Raw genomic sequence first — 17,248 nt, 5'->3', positions numbered from 1 at the left:
TTCAGAAAATAATGCGTTACGAGCTCATAGGCTGATATTCTGCCCACTTTGAATGCTCCATTACGACGAGCGCAAAGCTAGGCCGGGGCTGCCAAGAAGGGGAGGTAGTTTGCGAGACGTTAGGACCAGTAATGCCTCCTCTGAATCGAGGGGGATACACCGCACCTGATAGCCTAGCCGCCCGCCATCCATCGGTGGCAGTTCAAACGAAGCTTCAGTGCGTTGGCCGGTGCGCAGCATTTCTGCCAAGCTAGCCAGCACGGGCTCCGTCGCCAAGGGCGGCAGCACGTCGGCGAGGTGGTTGCCGATGAGCTGGTCGGCCGCTTGGCTGAGTAGCGAATCATCTCCAAGCTTGGCATCGTGCACAAAGCCCATGCGGCTGGTAACCAAAATAGTATCGGGCAGCGCCGTAAGCAAGGCGCGTACTCGGTGTTCACTGGCGCGAATACGGTCTTCTGCTTGGCGGCGCGCAGTGATATCAGCTCCGTAGCCAATCACCATATCTAGGCTATTATCGGCTTTGAATACGGGGTAATAGTAGTGTAGCCAGTAGCTGAGCGTGCCATCGGCACGCGGGGTTGTTTCTTCCCAACTCATCTGCCGACGATTGCGCACGGCCTCTTCAAAGAGGAAATGCCGTTGCTCAGCCATCGTACGGCTGCGCTGCTGGCGAAGGAAGTACTGGAAGTCGTCTTTACCAATAAGCCACTCGCGCAGATTTGGATCCCGAGCCGCCTGGTGATTGACGTACCGATAACGATGCGAGGCGTCAAAGACGGAAATATCGGCCGGCATATGATTTAGGATAGCGTTATAAAACGCCTCTTGCTCTTGCAGGCGTTGGCGCGCTTCTTCCTGCGTCGTAACGTCCACGCTGTGCCCCACCACCATCTGTAGTTGCCCGGCACTGCTCTGGACGGGCTGTAAGCTACGCAGCAAATAGCGCGAGGTATCGGCTTCGGTTACCTGCTCAATCCACTGTACGGGCTTTCCGGTGGCTGTGGCTTGTTCGTAGTAGCGTTGGCGTTGCTGCTGCACCTCTCCTGAAAACGGCCCCGAATCTTCAGCGGAGAACCCTTCTCGCAGCGTAGGGGTAGCTGCTGCCTGCGCATTTAGGAAAGTGTGGCGGGTAGTCATGTCCGTCGCAAATACCTCAGCGGGCAATTGGTTCAGGACAGTTTCGTAAAAAGCCCGTTCGCGCTGCTGTTGTTCGAGTTGCTGCCGGACTTCTGTGATGTCGCGTAGGCGCAGCAAAAAGCCAATGGATGCTACGGCTCCTTGTGCTGCTTCACTGGTAGGCAGGTAATCCCACACGAGCGTCCGGCCGTCGAGCATCAGTAGCTCCTGGTTTAGTACACTTTGGCCACCTTGCCAGAGTTGTTGTACATACTGCTGAAAACCAGCTGGGTCGGCGGTTTGTTCCTGCAGCCAATTGGCGATGTTGCGAATGGAATAACCTAGCCAGTTGCTAGCTGGCAGCGGCAAGCCAAACACATTGCAGCAATAGTCATTGATCAGCGCAATCGTACCCCTCGGGTCAACCAGCAACAACCCCTCTGGTAGATAGCTGGCAAATGTAGCGAGTCGGGCAGTTGCTGTCTGCGCGGCATAAGTAGCATCATCCAGCGCTCGACGTAGGTCCGTGTTGCGTAGTTCCGCCTGCGTCAGCGCTGCCTGGGTCCGGGCTAGCTGCTCAGCCAAGGAGCCTGATACAGAAGCGAAAGAATGACCGGATGCGGGAGCGCCAGCGGACGAAGCCATCGACGGCGGCCTGCTGGCTCCCAGCTGCGGCCGCACATCCGCCGAAGAAGCATCCGGCATGGAAAATGGGCGATGCTGATCCATTGGGGTTGCGTAAGCCAAATAGGTGGTACTAAATAGGGCGGAGCGAAAGAGCGTAGGGCGGGCAAGCGAGTACAGCAGCGCCTGAAGCTATGCTGTAGGCAACGGATACAAGAGGCACTAAATAAGGCTACACGAGGCATAAAAAGCGTTTGGTGCTATTATTTAGGCAAATTGTGGCAAGCAAAGCGTGGTACTTAGTAAAGAAACTTCAGCATTAAGTGTGAAGATAGATAAGCAAATATAAGAAATATTACATAGTTACAATATTATATTAATCCTAGTATTTATAGATAAATATAAATCAGTCAATGGGATATTTTCTGTAAGGATACAGTTAGGATCTAAAGAGTTTAAAATTAGACAAAGTTAAGATAGTAGTCTAATCTACAAATAGGTTTGGTGCAATAAACTTGCAGGCAGGCGTAAACCTAGCAAGCAGAAAGTATTTCAGCACCCGACGTTCTACAAGAGCCTAGTATCCAAAAAATACCAAGTAGGCGCTCTGCCTAGCCCCTGCTAATTTGTGTAGGGCTAAGCGGAGCATTTGCTACTATGGTAGGATTCTTACTGGCTTTTTATCTTGGTCAATAGCGACAAACGTAAATAGGCCTGTAACGGCTTTCTCGCGTTCTTCGGAGTACATCTGTTCCACGAATAGCTCCACGCGTACCTGCAAGCTGGTGCTTCCTACCCGCACCACTGTGCCAATCAATTCGACGAGCGTACCACCGGGAATAGGATGCGTAAAGTCAACTCGTTCGGAGGAAACGGTTACCATCTTAAGCCGGCTAAAGCGCGTGGCTGTAATAAAAGCCACCTCGTCCATCATGAGCAGTGTAGTGCCGCCAAAGAGGGTATCGTAATGGTTGGTTGTGTTCGGAAAGACAGCTTTAAAAATGCGGGTTTCTGAATGGGCTATTTTCTCGGCAAGTGCAGGAGTAGTAAGGTCGGTTTCGGCCATGAAGAGGTGAGGTAAAATGAAAAAACGCTGTTTGTACAAGCCAAGATGAACAAGAACTGTTTGGTTGGCCGCGGAAAAGTAGGTGAGAGCAGCCATTTGTGGGCTCGTTGCGTACTGTAAACCTTTCGGACTACTGATATTATGAAGACGCCCAACGCTTACGACCTGCTCAAGGTATCGACTCGTTCTCCCAAGGATTGCCACAAAGAAGCAACCGTCCGCGAAATGGAGCAAATCCGGCAGGAGTTGATCGAATTACAAGAACGGCTCTACGCCGAAAACCGCCGCAGCGTGCTAGTAGTGCTGCAAGGAATGGATGCTAGTGGCAAGGATGGACTAGTGCGCAAAGTGTTCAGCGGACTTAACCCGCAGGGAATCACAGTACATTCCTTTAAAGAGCCTACCAAGGAAGAGCTAGCGCACGATTTCTTATGGCGCGTGCATGCTCAAACTCCTGGGCGCGGCATGATTCAAATATTCAACCGCTCGCACTACGAAGATGTACTCGTGACCCGCGTGACGGATATCATCGACGATAAAGAGGCCAAGCGGCGGTTCGCACACATCAATGCTTTCGAGAAGCTGTTGCAAGATGCAGGTACAACCGTGTTAAAGTTCTACTTACACGTTTCGGAAGAAACCCAACGGAAGCGTCTTGCTGAACGCGTTAGCGACCCCGAAAAGCAGTGGAAGTACGAGGCAGGTGACGAGGATAAAGCTAAGCAGTGGCCTCAATACCGCGACGTGTACGAAGATGTGTTCAAGCATTGCAGCCCCGATAATTGCCCGTGGCATATAGTGCCCGCTGACCAGAACTGGTACAAAGCGTATTTCGTCGCGCATGAGCTTCGCAACACCCTCCGTAAGTTGGATCTGCGCTATCCACCGTCCAAACATGAACGCCCAGCTTAGATAGGGCGCAGCTATCAGTTAGGCTTATCTACCCAGGTGGGGTAGCTTTTGGCGAAGCTGATGCTTTGTTCTGTGCGCAAAAAGCACCGAAGGGCTAGGTTACGCTATATAAGTAAGCCGTGGGAGTAGCCAGAAAAGATAAATAGTGCTATCAAGCGTAGTGCATCTTGGGATAGACCCAGGATGTGCTACACTTGATAGCACTATTTATCTTTTCCAGGTACCAAACTTACCAGCGCGGTATTCCTGGTAAGCCTGCTCAATCTCCTCAGATGTATTCATCACAAAGGGGCCGTAGGCAACAATTGGTTCGTTGAAGGGCCGAGCATGACCTAGGAGTACTACAGCGTCGGTAAGGGCCTCTAGGCGCAATTCATCGCCGTCGTAGTTGAACTCGACTAGGTGGCGGGCTTCTGTTTCTTGCCCATTGACGCGTAACTTGCCCCGAATGGTGTAAAAGAAAATGGTATGGTCAGCCGGAATAGCTAGCTCAAGCTTTCCGTTAGCTTGCAAATCGATGGTGGCTAGCTGCACGTCTGCTAAGGACTGCACGGCCCCTTCCGTTCCCCTCCACTCGCCCGACACCGCATGGATGCGAATACGGCCATCATCGAGCGTGACGGTTGGAATTTCCGGTGCTTGCAAGCCAATGTACTGAGGCGCAGTGAGCTTATCCTTCGCGGGTAAGTTTACCCACAGCTGCAGAATCTCTAAATCGCCACCGGTACGTTTGAAACCAGGTGACGAAACTTCGGCGTGAATCAAGCCACTGCCTGCTGTCATCCACTGAATGCCACCGGCTTCAATGATGCTTTCGTGGCCGCCCGTGTCTTGGTGCATAATGTCGCCAGCTAAGATGAACGTAACCGTTTCGAAGCCCCGATGCGGGTGCGGGCCAAAAGGAAGGCCGCGATTATTAGGTGCATACTCTTGCGGGCCATGGTGATTCAGAAATAGAAACGGATCGAGATGTTCCACCGATTGGGTAGGTAGGGCACGGTAGGTAACTAAGTCGTCGATGGGCGCGCTGACGGCACGGTGCTGTTGCTTGATGGTGCGCATAGGAGTGAGGAATAGTAAGCGAAGAAGACTATGCAAATACCGAAGCTCCTAGCAGATAGTTTTTAGAAAGTTAGTCTAGCAAGGCTAGATTGTCACCTGTTGTGCAGCAGTAGGAGCGGGTAGACACAACTGATAAAGGACCGTTACTAAGCCTACATGAGAAAGTAGTGACTAAAGCGAGGTACAGCGGCATTGCTGATAATACCTAACAAAAACGAGCTAACCGGCACCCGCACACGTAGTGCAGAAGCCGGTCAGCTCGCTCTTCTATAAGTAATGATACGCTAGAACGTAGCTAGCCTACTTTTGCACATAAACCCGCTCTAAGCAGAAGTTTGATTCCTCGGCAGGAACCTCTGAAGCGCGGCTGTGCCATATTTCTTGGTATAGAGCCGCCTCCACGCTCCGATCCATTTTCTTTTTCTCAGAATAAAGCGCAACTAGCACGAACACAGAGAACAAGCTGCAATAAGTCCAGTAAGACGTTACCAGGATTAGTAGGAGTGTGATCATATAACAATAATACAAAACACAGATTGTCAAACAAAATTATCCTACTTGAAAAACGGAATATTTTTTTGGCCTATTATGAGCTTGATGCATATAATTCTGATTACTAATGATATGGATGGATATTAAGAAGGATAACGTCCTAGTTGCTTTAAATAGCTTTATTAATGAAAATGGAATAATTATATTTTATGTTTGTAAAGCCTAATTGTTACTGTAGCGTGTACTCTATGAATAGCTAGGTCTGTTTTGTATGATGTAGTTTATTTTTCTAGAGTAGCCATGCATCAATGAGCAATCCTGGGTTGCTCCTTCAACTACTTCGGACATAAATACTCGGTGATAACAGAGGAATCAGGAGAATGCGGTGAGTATTCAACTGGGTTGGGTATAGCTTTTGCGTTAAGCTCAAAATCCTACTTCCTTCAATATGCATAAGATTCTGCTTGTATTCTTCTTTTTGTTATTACTTGTGCCACAAGGACTACAAGCTGGCCCAGGAACACCTTATGCACGTGCAAAAGCGAAAGGCCGAGTGTACGTACATCGTCCTAGCTATAAGGTGTACAGGGGTTCACGGCGTCGGCATCACAAGCGACGGCTGTTCAAACGGTCAGCTAGCAAGCGGCGCCATACCACACCGGTGCAGCGGCGTCGGCATACCTCGCTGAGCAAGTAAAGGCCAAGTTGCATTGAGGGTAAAAGCTAGGTTACGATAGTTTATCACTTGGCTTTTACCCCCAACGCACGTAGCTCATCATCGATAGTACGATTCCAGCGTTCCTGCGCCATGGGGTTACCATGCGTCTCTGCGTCGTACTGATCCTGTAAGCGGTTCATTTCCCGGAAGGATTGCAGGTATTGGTACTGCAAGTTGCCCTGATAGTAATCAACATTGATGAGCGGATCGTTTTTTACGCGATGCTTGAAACGTTCTACTACTAGCTTCACAATATCAAAATGCCGCTGTTCATGGTTGAGGTTGTAGGCGTCGCGGCCCGTCGGCGCTACCCAAGAGGAGCTACGAACGACAAATACCTTAAGACTAAGGTTCAAGTGCACTTGCCCCTTGTCAATGGTAGGGAGGCCTTGATAAGCAAAGCTTGAGTAAACCACTGCGGCGGCTTTCCCTGGGCGAGGAGCCCCTCGGAAGTCAGCCCACGTCAGTGGTCGCGCCGGATCATAAAAGATGGTGTCATCTTCGGTATTTTGGGTATAATCCGAAAGAGCTAGCTTGAGGTTGGTTGCTAGCTTACTGCTGCGCGAGGCTTCTTGGTTGATCCATGTATTCAGATAAGTCAGGCCTGTTACCAATGATTGGCGCAACACTGCCGCAGTTTCTATGGGCTGCTGCGCTGGACGTACATAGCGGGCCGTGCCCCGGTAGTCTGTCAACGGGATTGTTTTGCCGTTGCGCTCCCACTCAAAATGCATCGCCAGCACTACCCGGCCTTCCACCTGCGCTTTGGAACCGGGTAAAAGTGCTTCGGTAACGTGGTACTCCTGTACCCGAATTGTGAGCGGCCGCAGACTTTTATCAGTGGGGAGGCTCTGCCGAATGAATTGCTGAATGGCAGTGCGGGCGCCTCCTTGCAAATCGCTAGGGTATGGTGTAGGTGTACTGGCCGGGAGCGGAGTTGGTAATAGATAGGCAACTGCTGTTCGGTCGTGTCGTTCATCAACGACGTCGGCGATGTAGAACTCGCGGGGGGTAAATGCGAGGGGTGTGCTACGTAATACAATGGGTTCTCGACCACTTGGGTGGCTAGCAGCGCCTAACCCTACTGCGGCTACGACCAACAAGAGCCAAGAGCCTCCTCGTAACCTAGCGCCCGCTACAAACTCGCCTACTGGTAGGCGACTAAAGAATTGCTTTAATAGGTTGGTGTTCAATTGATACGGCTGCCTAGGATAACCACGTGTGAACTACTGTACAACACACGGCTACTAGGTACTAGTGCCACCCTAAAGCAACTTTTATGGCGCGAAGCATGACTCAACTATTGCTTAGGTGGTACGGGGTAGCGGGCAAACAACGATTCCATTGCTTGCTCAATGCGCTTTTCTAGTTTGTCACTGTTTCGGGTGATGGTGCTGGCAACTGCGCCGCTCCAAACCCGCTCATTGCGGGCAGCATCTACCAGCTCTACCGTCGCCGTTCCTTCTTCGTATTGGTTTACCACTACCTCCTGGCTCTGCCAGTGATAGTTACGCTGACCGATGTAGCGTGGGGCATCACGGATATCAGTCTGGCGAGTTTGCACCCGGTCTTGCACGACCACGCCAATATTTACCCACATGTCGGGTTGAGCGGCTTGGCGGTAGCCCCGGCGTTGGAGCTGCGCGGCTACAGCTTCTTTCAACTGGTAGGTAACCCCGCCAGGCCCTGGAAGAGTGGCTTCACTACGCGCCGTAACATCCAAGAAATTGTAAGTCTTATAAGTGGTAAAATCTACGCCAGCTTGAGCATCGGTGGAGATTACGCGGGTGGGTGAGCAGGCTGCTAACAGCAGCGGGAGCAAAAGCAACGCTTTTTTCATAGCAGTTAGCAAGGCTGGTGAAAGAATCCTAGGAAAGCTAGGTTCTCTCTAAAGCCTAACGCGCTGCTGATTAGTTTCGTTATAGCGGCGTTTGCTAGCCGTGCTTAGTTAGCCAACGGGTTTGCTTCAACGCATTCTACTTGCAGCAGGAGTTTGTACAAACCGTCGGAGAGCTTAAGAATGGCTTCTGGATCAGCTTCAAGTTGCTTGAAGTTGTCAAGTACGTTGTTCATTATCTCCATCAGGGTGTTCACAATCAGCGGCTCGTGCTTATCGTAGTTCTTAGTTTCGAGCGTCTTTCGAATGATTGTGTAGGAAAACTGATGGTAATCTTGGTTCTGATACTGCTCAACTAAGGTTGAAGATTCACGCTCGTTGAAAAAAAGGCTGGGAGTCATATAGGTGCTGGTATATGTTTATCTTATGGTAAGATACGAATAATATTTTGTACTTAATGCGTACGAAATAGTTGCATGGCTAGAAGCAACGCGTATTCTGACAAGCTACTCATTCGTCTAGCTGGATGAAGATTGCGTTGTAAGTAGTTGTTAGTTAATAGGATAAAAGAGATATAAGGCGCTCATGAAACCTGAGCAAGGGATATAAAAAATATAATAAATATATTATTCAACCACTGTTGAGGTGCTAGATGGGGCTGCTGTTTGCAAGACCTGAGCATTTACAGCTTCTTAGCTAACCTGCATACTGAGCCTAAGTACAAGCAGAGAACTTGCTTGCATGGTGCAGATTGGTAGATCCTAAATTCAGAGAGATTATGCTAGGTGTTAAGCACTCGCTTTGCTTTCGGCGGGGCGATACACCAAACAACGCACAGGAAGCTAGGTACAAACCTACTCCAATGTAAAAAACGAAGCTAGCTCTAAACAACAGGTAGCATTTGCTTCAGCCACTTCTTGGTTTCGCTTACCGTCGAAAAGGTACGCGTCTCGAATGTATAGTGGTCGTTGTGCAGCACGTTCGTAACATATTGCTGCACTGCAATTTTTCCGAAGATGCTCTCTGGAATTACGATACCGATGTAGCGTACACCAGCGGCATAGGCCCGAGGGTTCCAATCGGTTTCGCACCAGGCTTGGTCATCGGGGGTAAGGGCGCTCAACTGGCGCGAATCGGCTATCCAACCTATAGGGGCCGGATGCTGAGCAATTTCAGTTTGGTAAGCTGCCAACGCACGGTCCATGAGCGAGCGGAACTGCTGCCGGTTTGCGAAGGTATGCCACTGAATAATTACGCAGGGCACTTCTGGGGCGAATAATACTGCTCCGTAGGGCTCTGAAGCAAGGGTAAGATCAGGCATGGAAAAGCCACAACTACATGGGGGCTGTACAGGCTCTACGCAGCTTGCAGGCGCAGGTTGTAGCCAACCTAGCTAAGCAAAGTAGCTGCCGAGTGAGCTACCGGCCAAGCCGCTGTATTCGTTTTTCTGGTTGAGGTAAAGAAGGTAACAAATAAGTTCTGACTGGCTACTTTTACGGGTACTACCTACCTCCATTAGTCCTCTATGAACCACTACGGCTTAAAACCGCTTCCAGCACTGCTCGCGTCGCTCCTTCTGTTTTCCTGCTCTTCAAAGGTCGCGACTTCGGGTGGCGAGTGGACGCCCAAACGTGCCGAACAATGGGTAAAAGGTGGAACCTGGAAAAACGGATTGAAGCTCGATGTGTACCCAGACGTGGACGCCGTGGCGTTTGCCAAGCAATACCAGGCCAACAAAGCCATCTGGGACGAGGCATTTGCTTACATGCGCGACCACGACCTAGCGGCGCTGCCCAATGGCTCGTCCAAGATTGATGGCGACCAACTGACTCTATCAGTAACGGAGCCTACGTCTAAGGAATTCGATAAAACCCAGTGGGAATCGCATAAGAAGTACATTGACTTGCAATACATCGTGCGGGGCAAGGAAAAGATGGGCGTGGAAGCTTTGCCCAAGCTCACCGTGACCGATCCTTACAACGACACCAAGGATGTGGCCCACTACAGTGGAAGTACCGGCAAATATTACGTAGCAGAACCAGGTACTTTCTACTTGTTTTTCCCTGAGAATGGGCACCGGCCTTCCATTAAAGTAGAGGGCTACGACGTCGTGAAAAAAGTGGTCTTCAAGATTCGGGTGGCAGGCACCTAGGCCCCAACGGATACGACCCACAACGCAACGGCCGCTAGCATTGCTAGCGGCCGTTGCGTTGTGGGTCGTATGAATTTCGTGATACTTACCACGAACCGCTGTTATCGTCATTATCATCAAAGCCTCCGCCCCCAACATCGTCCGACGACGTATCGTTGTAGGAATTGTCGTCGGCCGCGAAATAGTCGCCCGAATCATCAGAGCCGGCATCATTGGAAAAGTAATCGGGCTCGGTACCGCTGTCATTGTTACCGGTGCCGCCAAGGGCTGGAAACTCGCCGGAGGGAGTGCCGCTGTAGTTGGTGGGTGGGGTAAGGTTGCCAGCAGCGCCACCTAGGCCAGCTTCCGAGAGGCCGCTGCCCGTGGTGTCGTGGCCGCCGGAAGCCATGCGGTTTCCTATGTAAGCACCTGCCGCGGCGGCAGCGCCCGTGGCCAGAATGCCCCCAATGCCGCTACCACCACCGCCCATGTTACCCATGCCACCCATGTTGCCGGGTTGGTTTGGGTAGAAGTTGGGTGCTGAGCCATTGCCCTGTGGTCCCATAGGGCCACGGTTGTAGTTGCCGCCTTGGTTTTGATTACCAGGGCTGTTTGGATAGAAGCTAGGCGATTCTCCCGTTGGTGTGGTACCAGCACGCCGACGAAACATGCGCACTAAAAACCAGATAACTCCGCCAACAACCAGAGCACCAATCAATAGCGTACCTATGCCGAGGCCAGCCGAAGGCGTAGGGCTACTCACATCACTAGCGTTAGCCGTTGGTGAGTAGGGCGCCGTTTCTGGTTGAGCGGGAGTAGTAGCTAGGTTGCTGCTTACATCTTCGCTGCTAGCAGCGGCTCCCGTAGCGGCGGTAGCAGCGCTAGTCTGAGATTGATCTTTCTTAGGATTAGGATCGGTAGCAGCCATCAGCGTATTCAGCCCCGACCGTAACCCCGCAAAATAATTGCCTTGCTTGAAGCTAGGAGTCATTTTCTCGTTGATGACGCGCGAAATAACAGCCGGCGTGAGCCGGTCGCGTAGCCCGGAGCCGGCTTGGATAGACACCTTGTGCTCTTGGCCCGCCAGCAGCAGCACGACCCCATTGTTTTTGTCACGTTGGCCTACGCCCCACGATTCACCCAGGGCGCGGGCATAGTCGGCTACTTCGCGGCCTCCAAGCGTGGGCACCGTCACGACGACGATCTGAGTCCCTGTGTTGTCGGCGTAGCGCCGTAGGCCGCTTTCCAGCGTTTTGGCGTCGGCGGCGCTCAGCAAGTTTGCTTCATCGGTTACGAAGCGAAAAGGAGATGGGCGGGCGGGTAGCCCCTTGGTGGCAGACTGGGCCCAGGTGGCTGGTGCACCTAGGGTGGCTGCTACCAGCAACAGCAAAGTAAACAGGAAACGAGGCATTGCAAAAAAGGTAAGGTGAGAGAGAAAACCCTATTCTGTTGGCCTTTTACGCTTCTCACACTCAAGTGGCTATGCTTTCTTTCCGTACAGCAGGGTACTTTCGTTTGCTGCGGTCTAGAAAGCTAGTTCGCTACCCCTGAGGCTATGGTCTGCTATTAATTTTGAATAGAAGCAGTACTGTATATACGTTCTGATATCCCTAAGCCGTTAGGAATGCGTTAGGTTGATTATAGTAAGCCAAAACATCCACTTTATAAGTCAGTTTACGTGAGGGTTTATGAAGAAGAATCTGTGAGGAAGAAAGAGGAATAAGTAGCCCCGGCGCGTACCTTTAACTCTGTTTTCACCCTATTGCCCAGCTATGAGCGAGTACCTTGACGTAATTACTGCCTACTTCAATCTTGCCCAGCATCTTACCATAAATTCAGCGGCTTACGCTGAAGTGCTGCACCCCCAAGTAGAACAAGTAGAATTTCCGAATCTATTTAACAAAGTCGTTCAGCGTCGCAACTTCGAGGAGATCATCGACAACCTACGTGCTGGTCGGGAGCTACTGCGCGATACCCACTACGAGCTGCAGCGCATTATGCCTTCAAGCACAGATGCCAGCGTGATGATAGAAGGCCGCTGGGAAGCTACCTACACCAACGACCTAGGCCCGGTAACGCGGGGACAACGCCTAGGTGCTCAGATCTGCTCCATCTTTGAGTTGGCCGATGGAAAAATCTACCGCCAGCGCCAGTATATCTGCTACGACCAGGCGTAGGACCGTTCGGTTACGCTCGCAACTTTCTGAGTTGGGCAGGCAGGGCACGTACCACAAGTTACTTCGCGCCTTGGCTACATTGTGGGAGCCAGAGCGCGAAGTAATTTGCTTATATACAGATTGGTAGAGAAATCTGAAAGTACATCTTACCTATTAGGATGCACTTTGATGAAACTCTGCCCCCGGCGAAGCGGTATCTTTGTCGGACAGAAGGAACATGATCGTACCGAAGATTTACTTTCAGAATGTCGCAGGCCAACTGGTGGAAGACCCTGCCGGATTTTTGCGAGCTAACTGGCACGGCCAACCGCGTAGCTTCGACGACACGCGGACATTGTTCACGCAGATGCAACGTGCCCTGCAGCGCTACGGCTGGAGCCGAATTTTGATAAATCAAGTAGGCATGCGGCCCTTCTCGGCGCAAGAGCAAAACTGGGTAGCGAAAGAGTGGCTGCCCCAAGCCGTGCAGCAGGGGGGCTACCGGTACGGCGCCGTAGTTGTGTCGCGCGAGGTGCTCGTGCGCCTGGCTACGGCTTATATCACCACGCACGTACAAGGCATGCCGCTGATTTACCGCTCGTTCGATGCCGAAGCCGAAGCAGTACAATGGCTGCTGCAACAACCTAGCTTCTCATACTAATAGCCGCTAAGGTGGAATGCTTAGTTGCACTTACAAACACGGGCTAGCCACTGCAAGGACCTAGGTTTTTTCTCTTTTACACCGAATACCACTTCCGCTTTTTTCTTTTTATGAACGATCCACTCGCTGTACTTGAAGAGTATTTTCAGCTGATTCAGAATTTTAGTGTCGATCCTGCTGCCTACGCCACCGTGCTGCACCCAGAGGTAGAGCAAGTAGAGTTTCCTAATCCGCTTTTTAAAACCACTCAGCACCGTTCTTTCAACGACATTATTACCAATGTGCGAGTGGGCCGAGAGCTACTCCGCGACCCTAGCTTCGAGGTGCAACACACCCGGGTGTATGCCGATGGGAGTGTGCAAGTGGAAGGTCGCTGGCAGGCAACGGTGACGAACGATAAGCTGCCCGCAGTTCGCGGCCAGCGTCTTTCCGCGCAGCTTTGCCTGATCTTTGAGTTTAAAGACGGAAAAATCTACCGGCAGCGGCGGTATCCTTGCTTCGATACGTTTTAGCTGAAAAGCTAGCTTACTGGTGAGCTGGCAAACACGCACGCTACCCGACAAGCATAAGTGGCCGCCTCGTAGCTCTGCTGCGAGGCGGTTTCGTGGGTAGGTGTACCGTATTTGGCTGAACTCAGGCTTGCTGCTCCCCGTACGCAGTATAGTACCGTTCGGCGGCGCTGCGTGCCTACTCTGTACCTAGGTGGGCGGGCCGTAAGGCAACGGTGTTATTCCGCTCAGCCCTATCCTTTGTAAGCCCATGTTGCGCCCTCTCTCACTATCCTTGCTGCTGATGGGCTTCGTTGCTGGTGCCGCCCACGCCCAGAACAATGCCCCGGTCACGCCCACGCAGCGGAACCCCACGGAGCGCGTGAGCCCGCTGCCCGGCGTAACGCTTCCCAACGGCGTAGGGCAGGGAAAAGCCGAACCGCTGCCGATGCCCACGCAAGTGCGCCCCAATGGTGTGTTGCCCCAGCCCTATATTCCGAGCGGCAAAGTGACTGCTGGTCCGGTTGATACGCTCTCTAGCTCCGCCCCAGGCCGCCGGACCGCGCCGTCACAAAAAAAGCGCCCCTAGATAATTTTGCCATTAGCGTCTGTCATGGGCGAGGCGGCCACTACCTCGTAGCCGCCTCGCCAGTCTTGACAAATCAGTTATTGCGCCTGCGGCGCCGGCACTGCGAAGGTGTTGAGCAAACCGCTGATAGTCATGTACTGCCCGGCCAAACATATCAAATCGACAAGGCCTTTCTCCCCAAAAGCTACCAAGGCGCGCTCATACAGTGCCGGGTCAATTTGGTGCGTTGTAGTGAGCTGATGCGTGAAGTCGTAGGCTACGTCTTCCTCTATCGACAAGCCGTCGGGCTTCTGTCCGGCCGCTAGTAATTGAATTTTAGGCTCATCGATTCCGGCCTTTTCCGCCACTGCTACGTGGGCATATAGCTCATACGCTGCTTGCCAAGCTACACCCACAGTCAGAATAACCACCTGACGCACTTTCTCACTTAGCGCGGTATGCGCGCCTTCCGCCGCCGTCACTTCCATCAGGGCTTTGCTGATCAGGGGGCTGCGTAACAGGGCATTGAAAGGTCCAATCAGTTTTTCGTCTGACGTTTCGGCTTGAAACCCCGATTTCTTGGCCCATGGCACCATCGTGGCTTTGAGTTGGGTGTACAACGTTTGCTGGTCGGAAGAAAGGTCCTCGGGGGCGAGCAACGGAATGCGGCCGCCCAGGGTGTTGTCCGCAGGTATCATAAAGAAGGTGATAAAGTAAGGTGAGAACTCGCTTGCCGCACGGGTAGTAGTCCTGCGCTGGCTTAGCGTTGCGCGGCTTGGTAGCGTACCCACAGAATCCCTTCTGGTCGCTGCTCTACGCTAAGCAAGGTAAATGGCCGAGCCGGCGCGTTGCCTTGCTCAAAAATGGTGGGGGAGCTAGGGTCGCCGTCTACTACGGGGTAATGCAGCAGGCTCAGCTCATCTACCAGTCCAGCCTTGAGCAAAGACCCATTAATGTGGCCACCACCTTCCAGCAAAATAGTCTGGATGGGAAAAAGGCGACCTAGCTTGTCTAGCACCAGCGCGAAATCGAGCTCCTGGGCGCCGCCGAACACGTAGGATACGCCCACCCGGCGCAGGTATGCTAGGTATTCGTCGCTGACTTTCTCGGTGAGCACAGCAATGATATGCTCCTCGTCGATGTAGGCCGATTCCCAGCCGAGCTTGCCGTGCGCATCTACCGCTACCACGAATGATTCGGCGCTGTGCTCTGCCACGAAGTCTGAGCGGTCAAGGGGCTCAGCAACGGGCTGCAAGTCGGGAGCTAGGCCTTCGGTAAAATCCTTTTCCATGGTTACGCGGCCACACATCCACGCTTGCGAGTCGATGGTGGCCGCGGTGTTTTCGTACTCTTTGGTGTTGGGCGTGGTGCCCCAGCGGCTGGTAATAATGCGGCCGTCCAAGGAACTCATCATGTGGCAAATCACCCGAGGTTTCATAAAGCTAGGTTGGTTGAGGATGGCGTTGCGGGAGCAAAACGCTACGTACGGTCTTCCCGCTCCTACGTTATAATACCACTAGCAGTACTAATACAGTAGGGGCGCTACTGCTACCCTCATGGCTTCCAGATGGCCGTCGAATCGGCGGGAGTAAAATTTCGAGCTAGTACAACAAGCTGAGGGTCTTCGTAGAGGGTACGATAGTTCGGATCTTTTTGGAGTTGTTGTAAGGCCTGCCTTGCCTGATCAGGACTGAGGGGCCAAGCGGCTTGCTCGGTAGGCTCGCGCAAGAGCGCCACTAGTCGGGCTGTGCGCAACACCGGAAAAAGAAAAGTATCATGCCGATCGAGTAGGTGCGGCACCAGGCAGGAAGTAGCACTCAGCGGCAAACCTGCTTCTACCTGAGACAAGGCTACAGACAGGCCCGCCCGGTCGGGGTACGGACTTTGGTAATGCGCTGATACCAACGGGTTGTTATTGAGTAGATTATACCACTTGCTGTACCGGTCGCAGAAGGTGACGAGGGAAAAGACAATAGCGCCCATCAAGGCCGCCATTTGCGCTTGGCGTTGCAAATTTTTTCTGCCGGGTCGCGGGGCCTGCACCGCACGAGCTGGCTGACGTGGCCGGAGGGCATCGACTACTGCCAAGGCTAGCACAGGGGCAAACTCGATAGAATACTGCATGTTGATGCCCCAAAAGCCATACTCGTTGGAAAGCAGTTTCTGACCTAAAATAGGAACCAGCATGAGTGCATACCAGGGTCGCCAAACTAGCGCCCAGCCGCCCGAGATAAGCAGCGCAAACCACAGCTCCGCTTTTATGTAGTCGTATGCCGGCTCGGGAAGCGTATTGTGGAACAGGGCTGCCCATAGCAACGGCGGATGCAGCAGCACGTTGCTCACGGCCGCGCCCAAGGTAGGACCTAGGTGAGCGTAGCGCACCACTTGGGTGAAAGAGCGGTGCGTGGCATCTAGGGCTGGCATTACATAATGCGTTATTGCCAGAAAGTACCCCAGCGCGCACAAGGCTCCTACGCCTAGCCACCCCGCTACCTTGTAGCTTCGCCCATGCTGCCAAGCTAGGCCCATGAGTATAAAGACCAGCCAGAGCGCCATGTTCTCCTTGCTTACTAGCATAACCAAAGCAGCTAGTAAGGCCGGCACTACACGCCGCTGCTTTACCCAGAGCGCCAGCCAAGGCAACGCCATCGTGCCCACTACATTGTCGTGATAATCAAAGCTTAAAGCTGAGAAAATTCCCCACTGGCTAGCAAAGAGCACGAGGGCCCAGTTGGCTTCGCCGGGACTTGCCCCTTGGGCATAGGCATAGTGCCACACGCCCAAGGCCCCAAGCAGTAAGGCCGCTATCTGCACCAGCAACAGTGCCCAGGCTCCGCCGACTACATAATAGAGCGGCACCGCCAAAATAGGAGTAAGGCTGAAGTGCTGCCCCAGGAAGGAAGTGGGAGGGGCATCGAGCAGCAGGGTAGTACGGGGCCAGTGCAGGTGAGCGAAATCGGCTACGGCCTGCGCAATCAAACCTAGGTCAAGGGCTGCAGTACGAAAGTTATAGTGATTGACCAGCGAAATAGACCCATAAGCCAGGGCAAATAGCAGCAGCAGAATTGTGCGCCAACGCCGGGCGGTGGAAGTACCAGGGAGCAAAAGAGACATAAGGAAGAACTACGGTGTCAGAACGCCTGTACTTACCCTCCGGGAAGCAGAGGAGTAAGAGCGCCACCGACTGATAAGTGATGTGTGATCGAGTAGGAATAGGCCTTACATGGCCCTGCCAAGCAGATTATGTGAGGGAGGGCAATTATTCCCGGCAAGATGCCTTTAAATCAGAAAAGAAGCCAACGGGCTAGCCGATTCACTATGGGGACACAAGCCGATTTGACAGGATAGATCTGATAAACCGACCAGGATGGCCTTGCTATACTTTTGCTTGTGGGCAAGCCGTTTAGCTTCCTCTGG

General features: G+C 52.5%; 17 protein-coding genes. 6 read left to right on the top strand and 11 right to left on the bottom strand.

Annotation, left to right across the window (positions count from 1 at the left end):
- Positions 1-60: 60 nt before the first annotated feature.
- Positions 61-1,821, bottom strand: a complete 1,761-nt coding sequence (locus tag BXP70_RS02230) for a PAS domain-containing protein (RefSeq protein ID WP_179197552.1) — start codon at positions 1,819-1,821, stop codon at positions 61-63.
- Between the two features lie 574 nt (positions 1,822-2,395).
- Positions 2,396-2,806 carry an acyl-CoA thioesterase gene (locus tag BXP70_RS02225; protein WP_086592586.1) on the bottom strand — a complete coding sequence of 137 codons (411 nt, stop codon included), beginning with the start codon at positions 2,804-2,806 and terminating at the stop codon, positions 2,396-2,398.
- A gap of 141 nt (positions 2,807-2,947) precedes the next feature.
- Between BXP70_RS02225 and BXP70_RS02220 the strand changes: the two genes are divergently transcribed.
- Positions 2,948-3,718, top strand: coding sequence for a PPK2 family polyphosphate kinase (locus BXP70_RS02220; RefSeq protein ID WP_086592367.1), 771 nt, complete (start codon positions 2,948-2,950; stop codon positions 3,716-3,718).
- A gap of 207 nt (positions 3,719-3,925) precedes the next feature.
- Here the strand turns inward: BXP70_RS02220 and BXP70_RS02215 are convergent, their stop codons facing one another.
- The 5 genes from BXP70_RS02215 to BXP70_RS02195 form a co-directional block, all read right to left on the bottom strand.
- A complete protein-coding gene (locus tag BXP70_RS02215) occupies positions 3,926-4,780 on the bottom strand; it encodes a pirin family protein (protein ID WP_086592366.1) in 855 nt (284 codons plus the stop codon).
- A 1,233-nt stretch (positions 4,781-6,013) separates the two neighbouring features.
- Positions 6,014-7,183: a hypothetical protein gene (locus BXP70_RS02210; protein ID WP_245849432.1), complete on the bottom strand. Its 1,170-nt coding sequence runs from the start codon at positions 7,181-7,183 to the stop codon at positions 6,014-6,016.
- 107 nt (positions 7,184-7,290) lie between these two features.
- Positions 7,291-7,830 carry a DUF4136 domain-containing protein gene (locus BXP70_RS02205; protein ID WP_086592364.1) on the bottom strand — a complete coding sequence of 180 codons (540 nt, stop codon included), beginning with the start codon at positions 7,828-7,830 and terminating at the stop codon, positions 7,291-7,293.
- 104 nt (positions 7,831-7,934) lie between these two features.
- Complete coding sequence (locus tag BXP70_RS02200) at positions 7,935-8,228, bottom strand: hypothetical protein (RefSeq protein ID WP_086592363.1); 294 nt, start codon at positions 8,226-8,228, stop codon at positions 7,935-7,937.
- A gap of 482 nt (positions 8,229-8,710) precedes the next feature.
- Positions 8,711-9,148, bottom strand: a complete 438-nt coding sequence (locus BXP70_RS02195) for a hypothetical protein (RefSeq protein WP_086592362.1) — start codon at positions 9,146-9,148, stop codon at positions 8,711-8,713.
- Between the two features lie 204 nt (positions 9,149-9,352).
- Between BXP70_RS02195 and BXP70_RS02190 the strand changes: the two genes are divergently transcribed.
- On the top strand, positions 9,353-9,979 hold the full coding sequence (locus BXP70_RS02190) for a YhcH/YjgK/YiaL family protein (protein ID WP_086592361.1): 627 nt from the start codon (positions 9,353-9,355) through the stop codon (positions 9,977-9,979).
- A gap of 85 nt (positions 9,980-10,064) precedes the next feature.
- On the opposite strand, the gene BXP70_RS02185 is transcribed toward BXP70_RS02190, so the two are convergent.
- Positions 10,065-11,369 (bottom strand): TPM domain-containing protein, encoded by a 1,305-nt coding sequence (locus tag BXP70_RS02185; protein WP_086592360.1) that lies wholly within the window; start codon positions 11,367-11,369, stop codon positions 10,065-10,067.
- 361 nt (positions 11,370-11,730) lie between these two features.
- Here BXP70_RS02185 and BXP70_RS02180 point away from each other — a divergent pair, with 361 nt between their 5' ends.
- The 4 genes from BXP70_RS02180 (at position 11,731) to BXP70_RS02165 (ending at position 13,852) form a co-directional block, all read left to right on the top strand.
- Positions 11,731-12,135: a nuclear transport factor 2 family protein gene (locus BXP70_RS02180; protein WP_086592359.1), complete on the top strand. Its 405-nt coding sequence runs from the start codon at positions 11,731-11,733 to the stop codon at positions 12,133-12,135.
- A 217-nt stretch (positions 12,136-12,352) separates the two neighbouring features.
- Positions 12,353-12,775, top strand: a complete 423-nt coding sequence (locus tag BXP70_RS02175; protein ID WP_086592358.1) for a hypothetical protein — start codon at positions 12,353-12,355, stop codon at positions 12,773-12,775.
- Between the two features lie 110 nt (positions 12,776-12,885).
- Positions 12,886-13,287, top strand: coding sequence for a nuclear transport factor 2 family protein (locus tag BXP70_RS02170; RefSeq protein ID WP_086592357.1), 402 nt, complete (start codon positions 12,886-12,888; stop codon positions 13,285-13,287).
- A 247-nt stretch (positions 13,288-13,534) separates the two neighbouring features.
- Positions 13,535-13,852 carry a hypothetical protein gene (locus BXP70_RS02165; RefSeq protein ID WP_143436341.1) on the top strand — a complete coding sequence of 106 codons (318 nt, stop codon included), beginning with the start codon at positions 13,535-13,537 and terminating at the stop codon, positions 13,850-13,852.
- Positions 13,853-13,929: 77 nt separating this feature from the next.
- Here BXP70_RS02165 and BXP70_RS02160 read toward each other — a convergent pair whose 3' ends face one another.
- From BXP70_RS02160 to BXP70_RS02150, 3 genes are all read right to left on the bottom strand, one after another.
- Entirely contained in the window at positions 13,930-14,529 is a 600-nt protein-coding gene (locus tag BXP70_RS02160) for a carboxymuconolactone decarboxylase family protein (RefSeq protein ID WP_086592355.1), read from the bottom strand.
- A gap of 62 nt (positions 14,530-14,591) precedes the next feature.
- Positions 14,592-15,269, bottom strand: a complete 678-nt coding sequence (locus BXP70_RS02155) for a RibD family protein (RefSeq protein WP_086592354.1) — start codon at positions 15,267-15,269, stop codon at positions 14,592-14,594.
- Between the two features lie 116 nt (positions 15,270-15,385).
- Positions 15,386-16,945 (bottom strand): DUF2079 domain-containing protein, encoded by a 1,560-nt coding sequence (locus BXP70_RS02150; protein WP_086592353.1) that lies wholly within the window; start codon positions 16,943-16,945, stop codon positions 15,386-15,388.
- Between the last annotated feature and the right edge of the window lie 303 nt (positions 16,946-17,248).

Source organism: Hymenobacter crusticola (assembly GCF_002154225.1).
Classification (GTDB): Bacteria; Bacteroidota; Bacteroidia; order Cytophagales; family Hymenobacteraceae; genus Hymenobacter; species Hymenobacter crusticola.
Note: the sequence above shows the minus strand (reverse complement) of the source record. Positions and strands in the feature narration are given on the sequence as shown.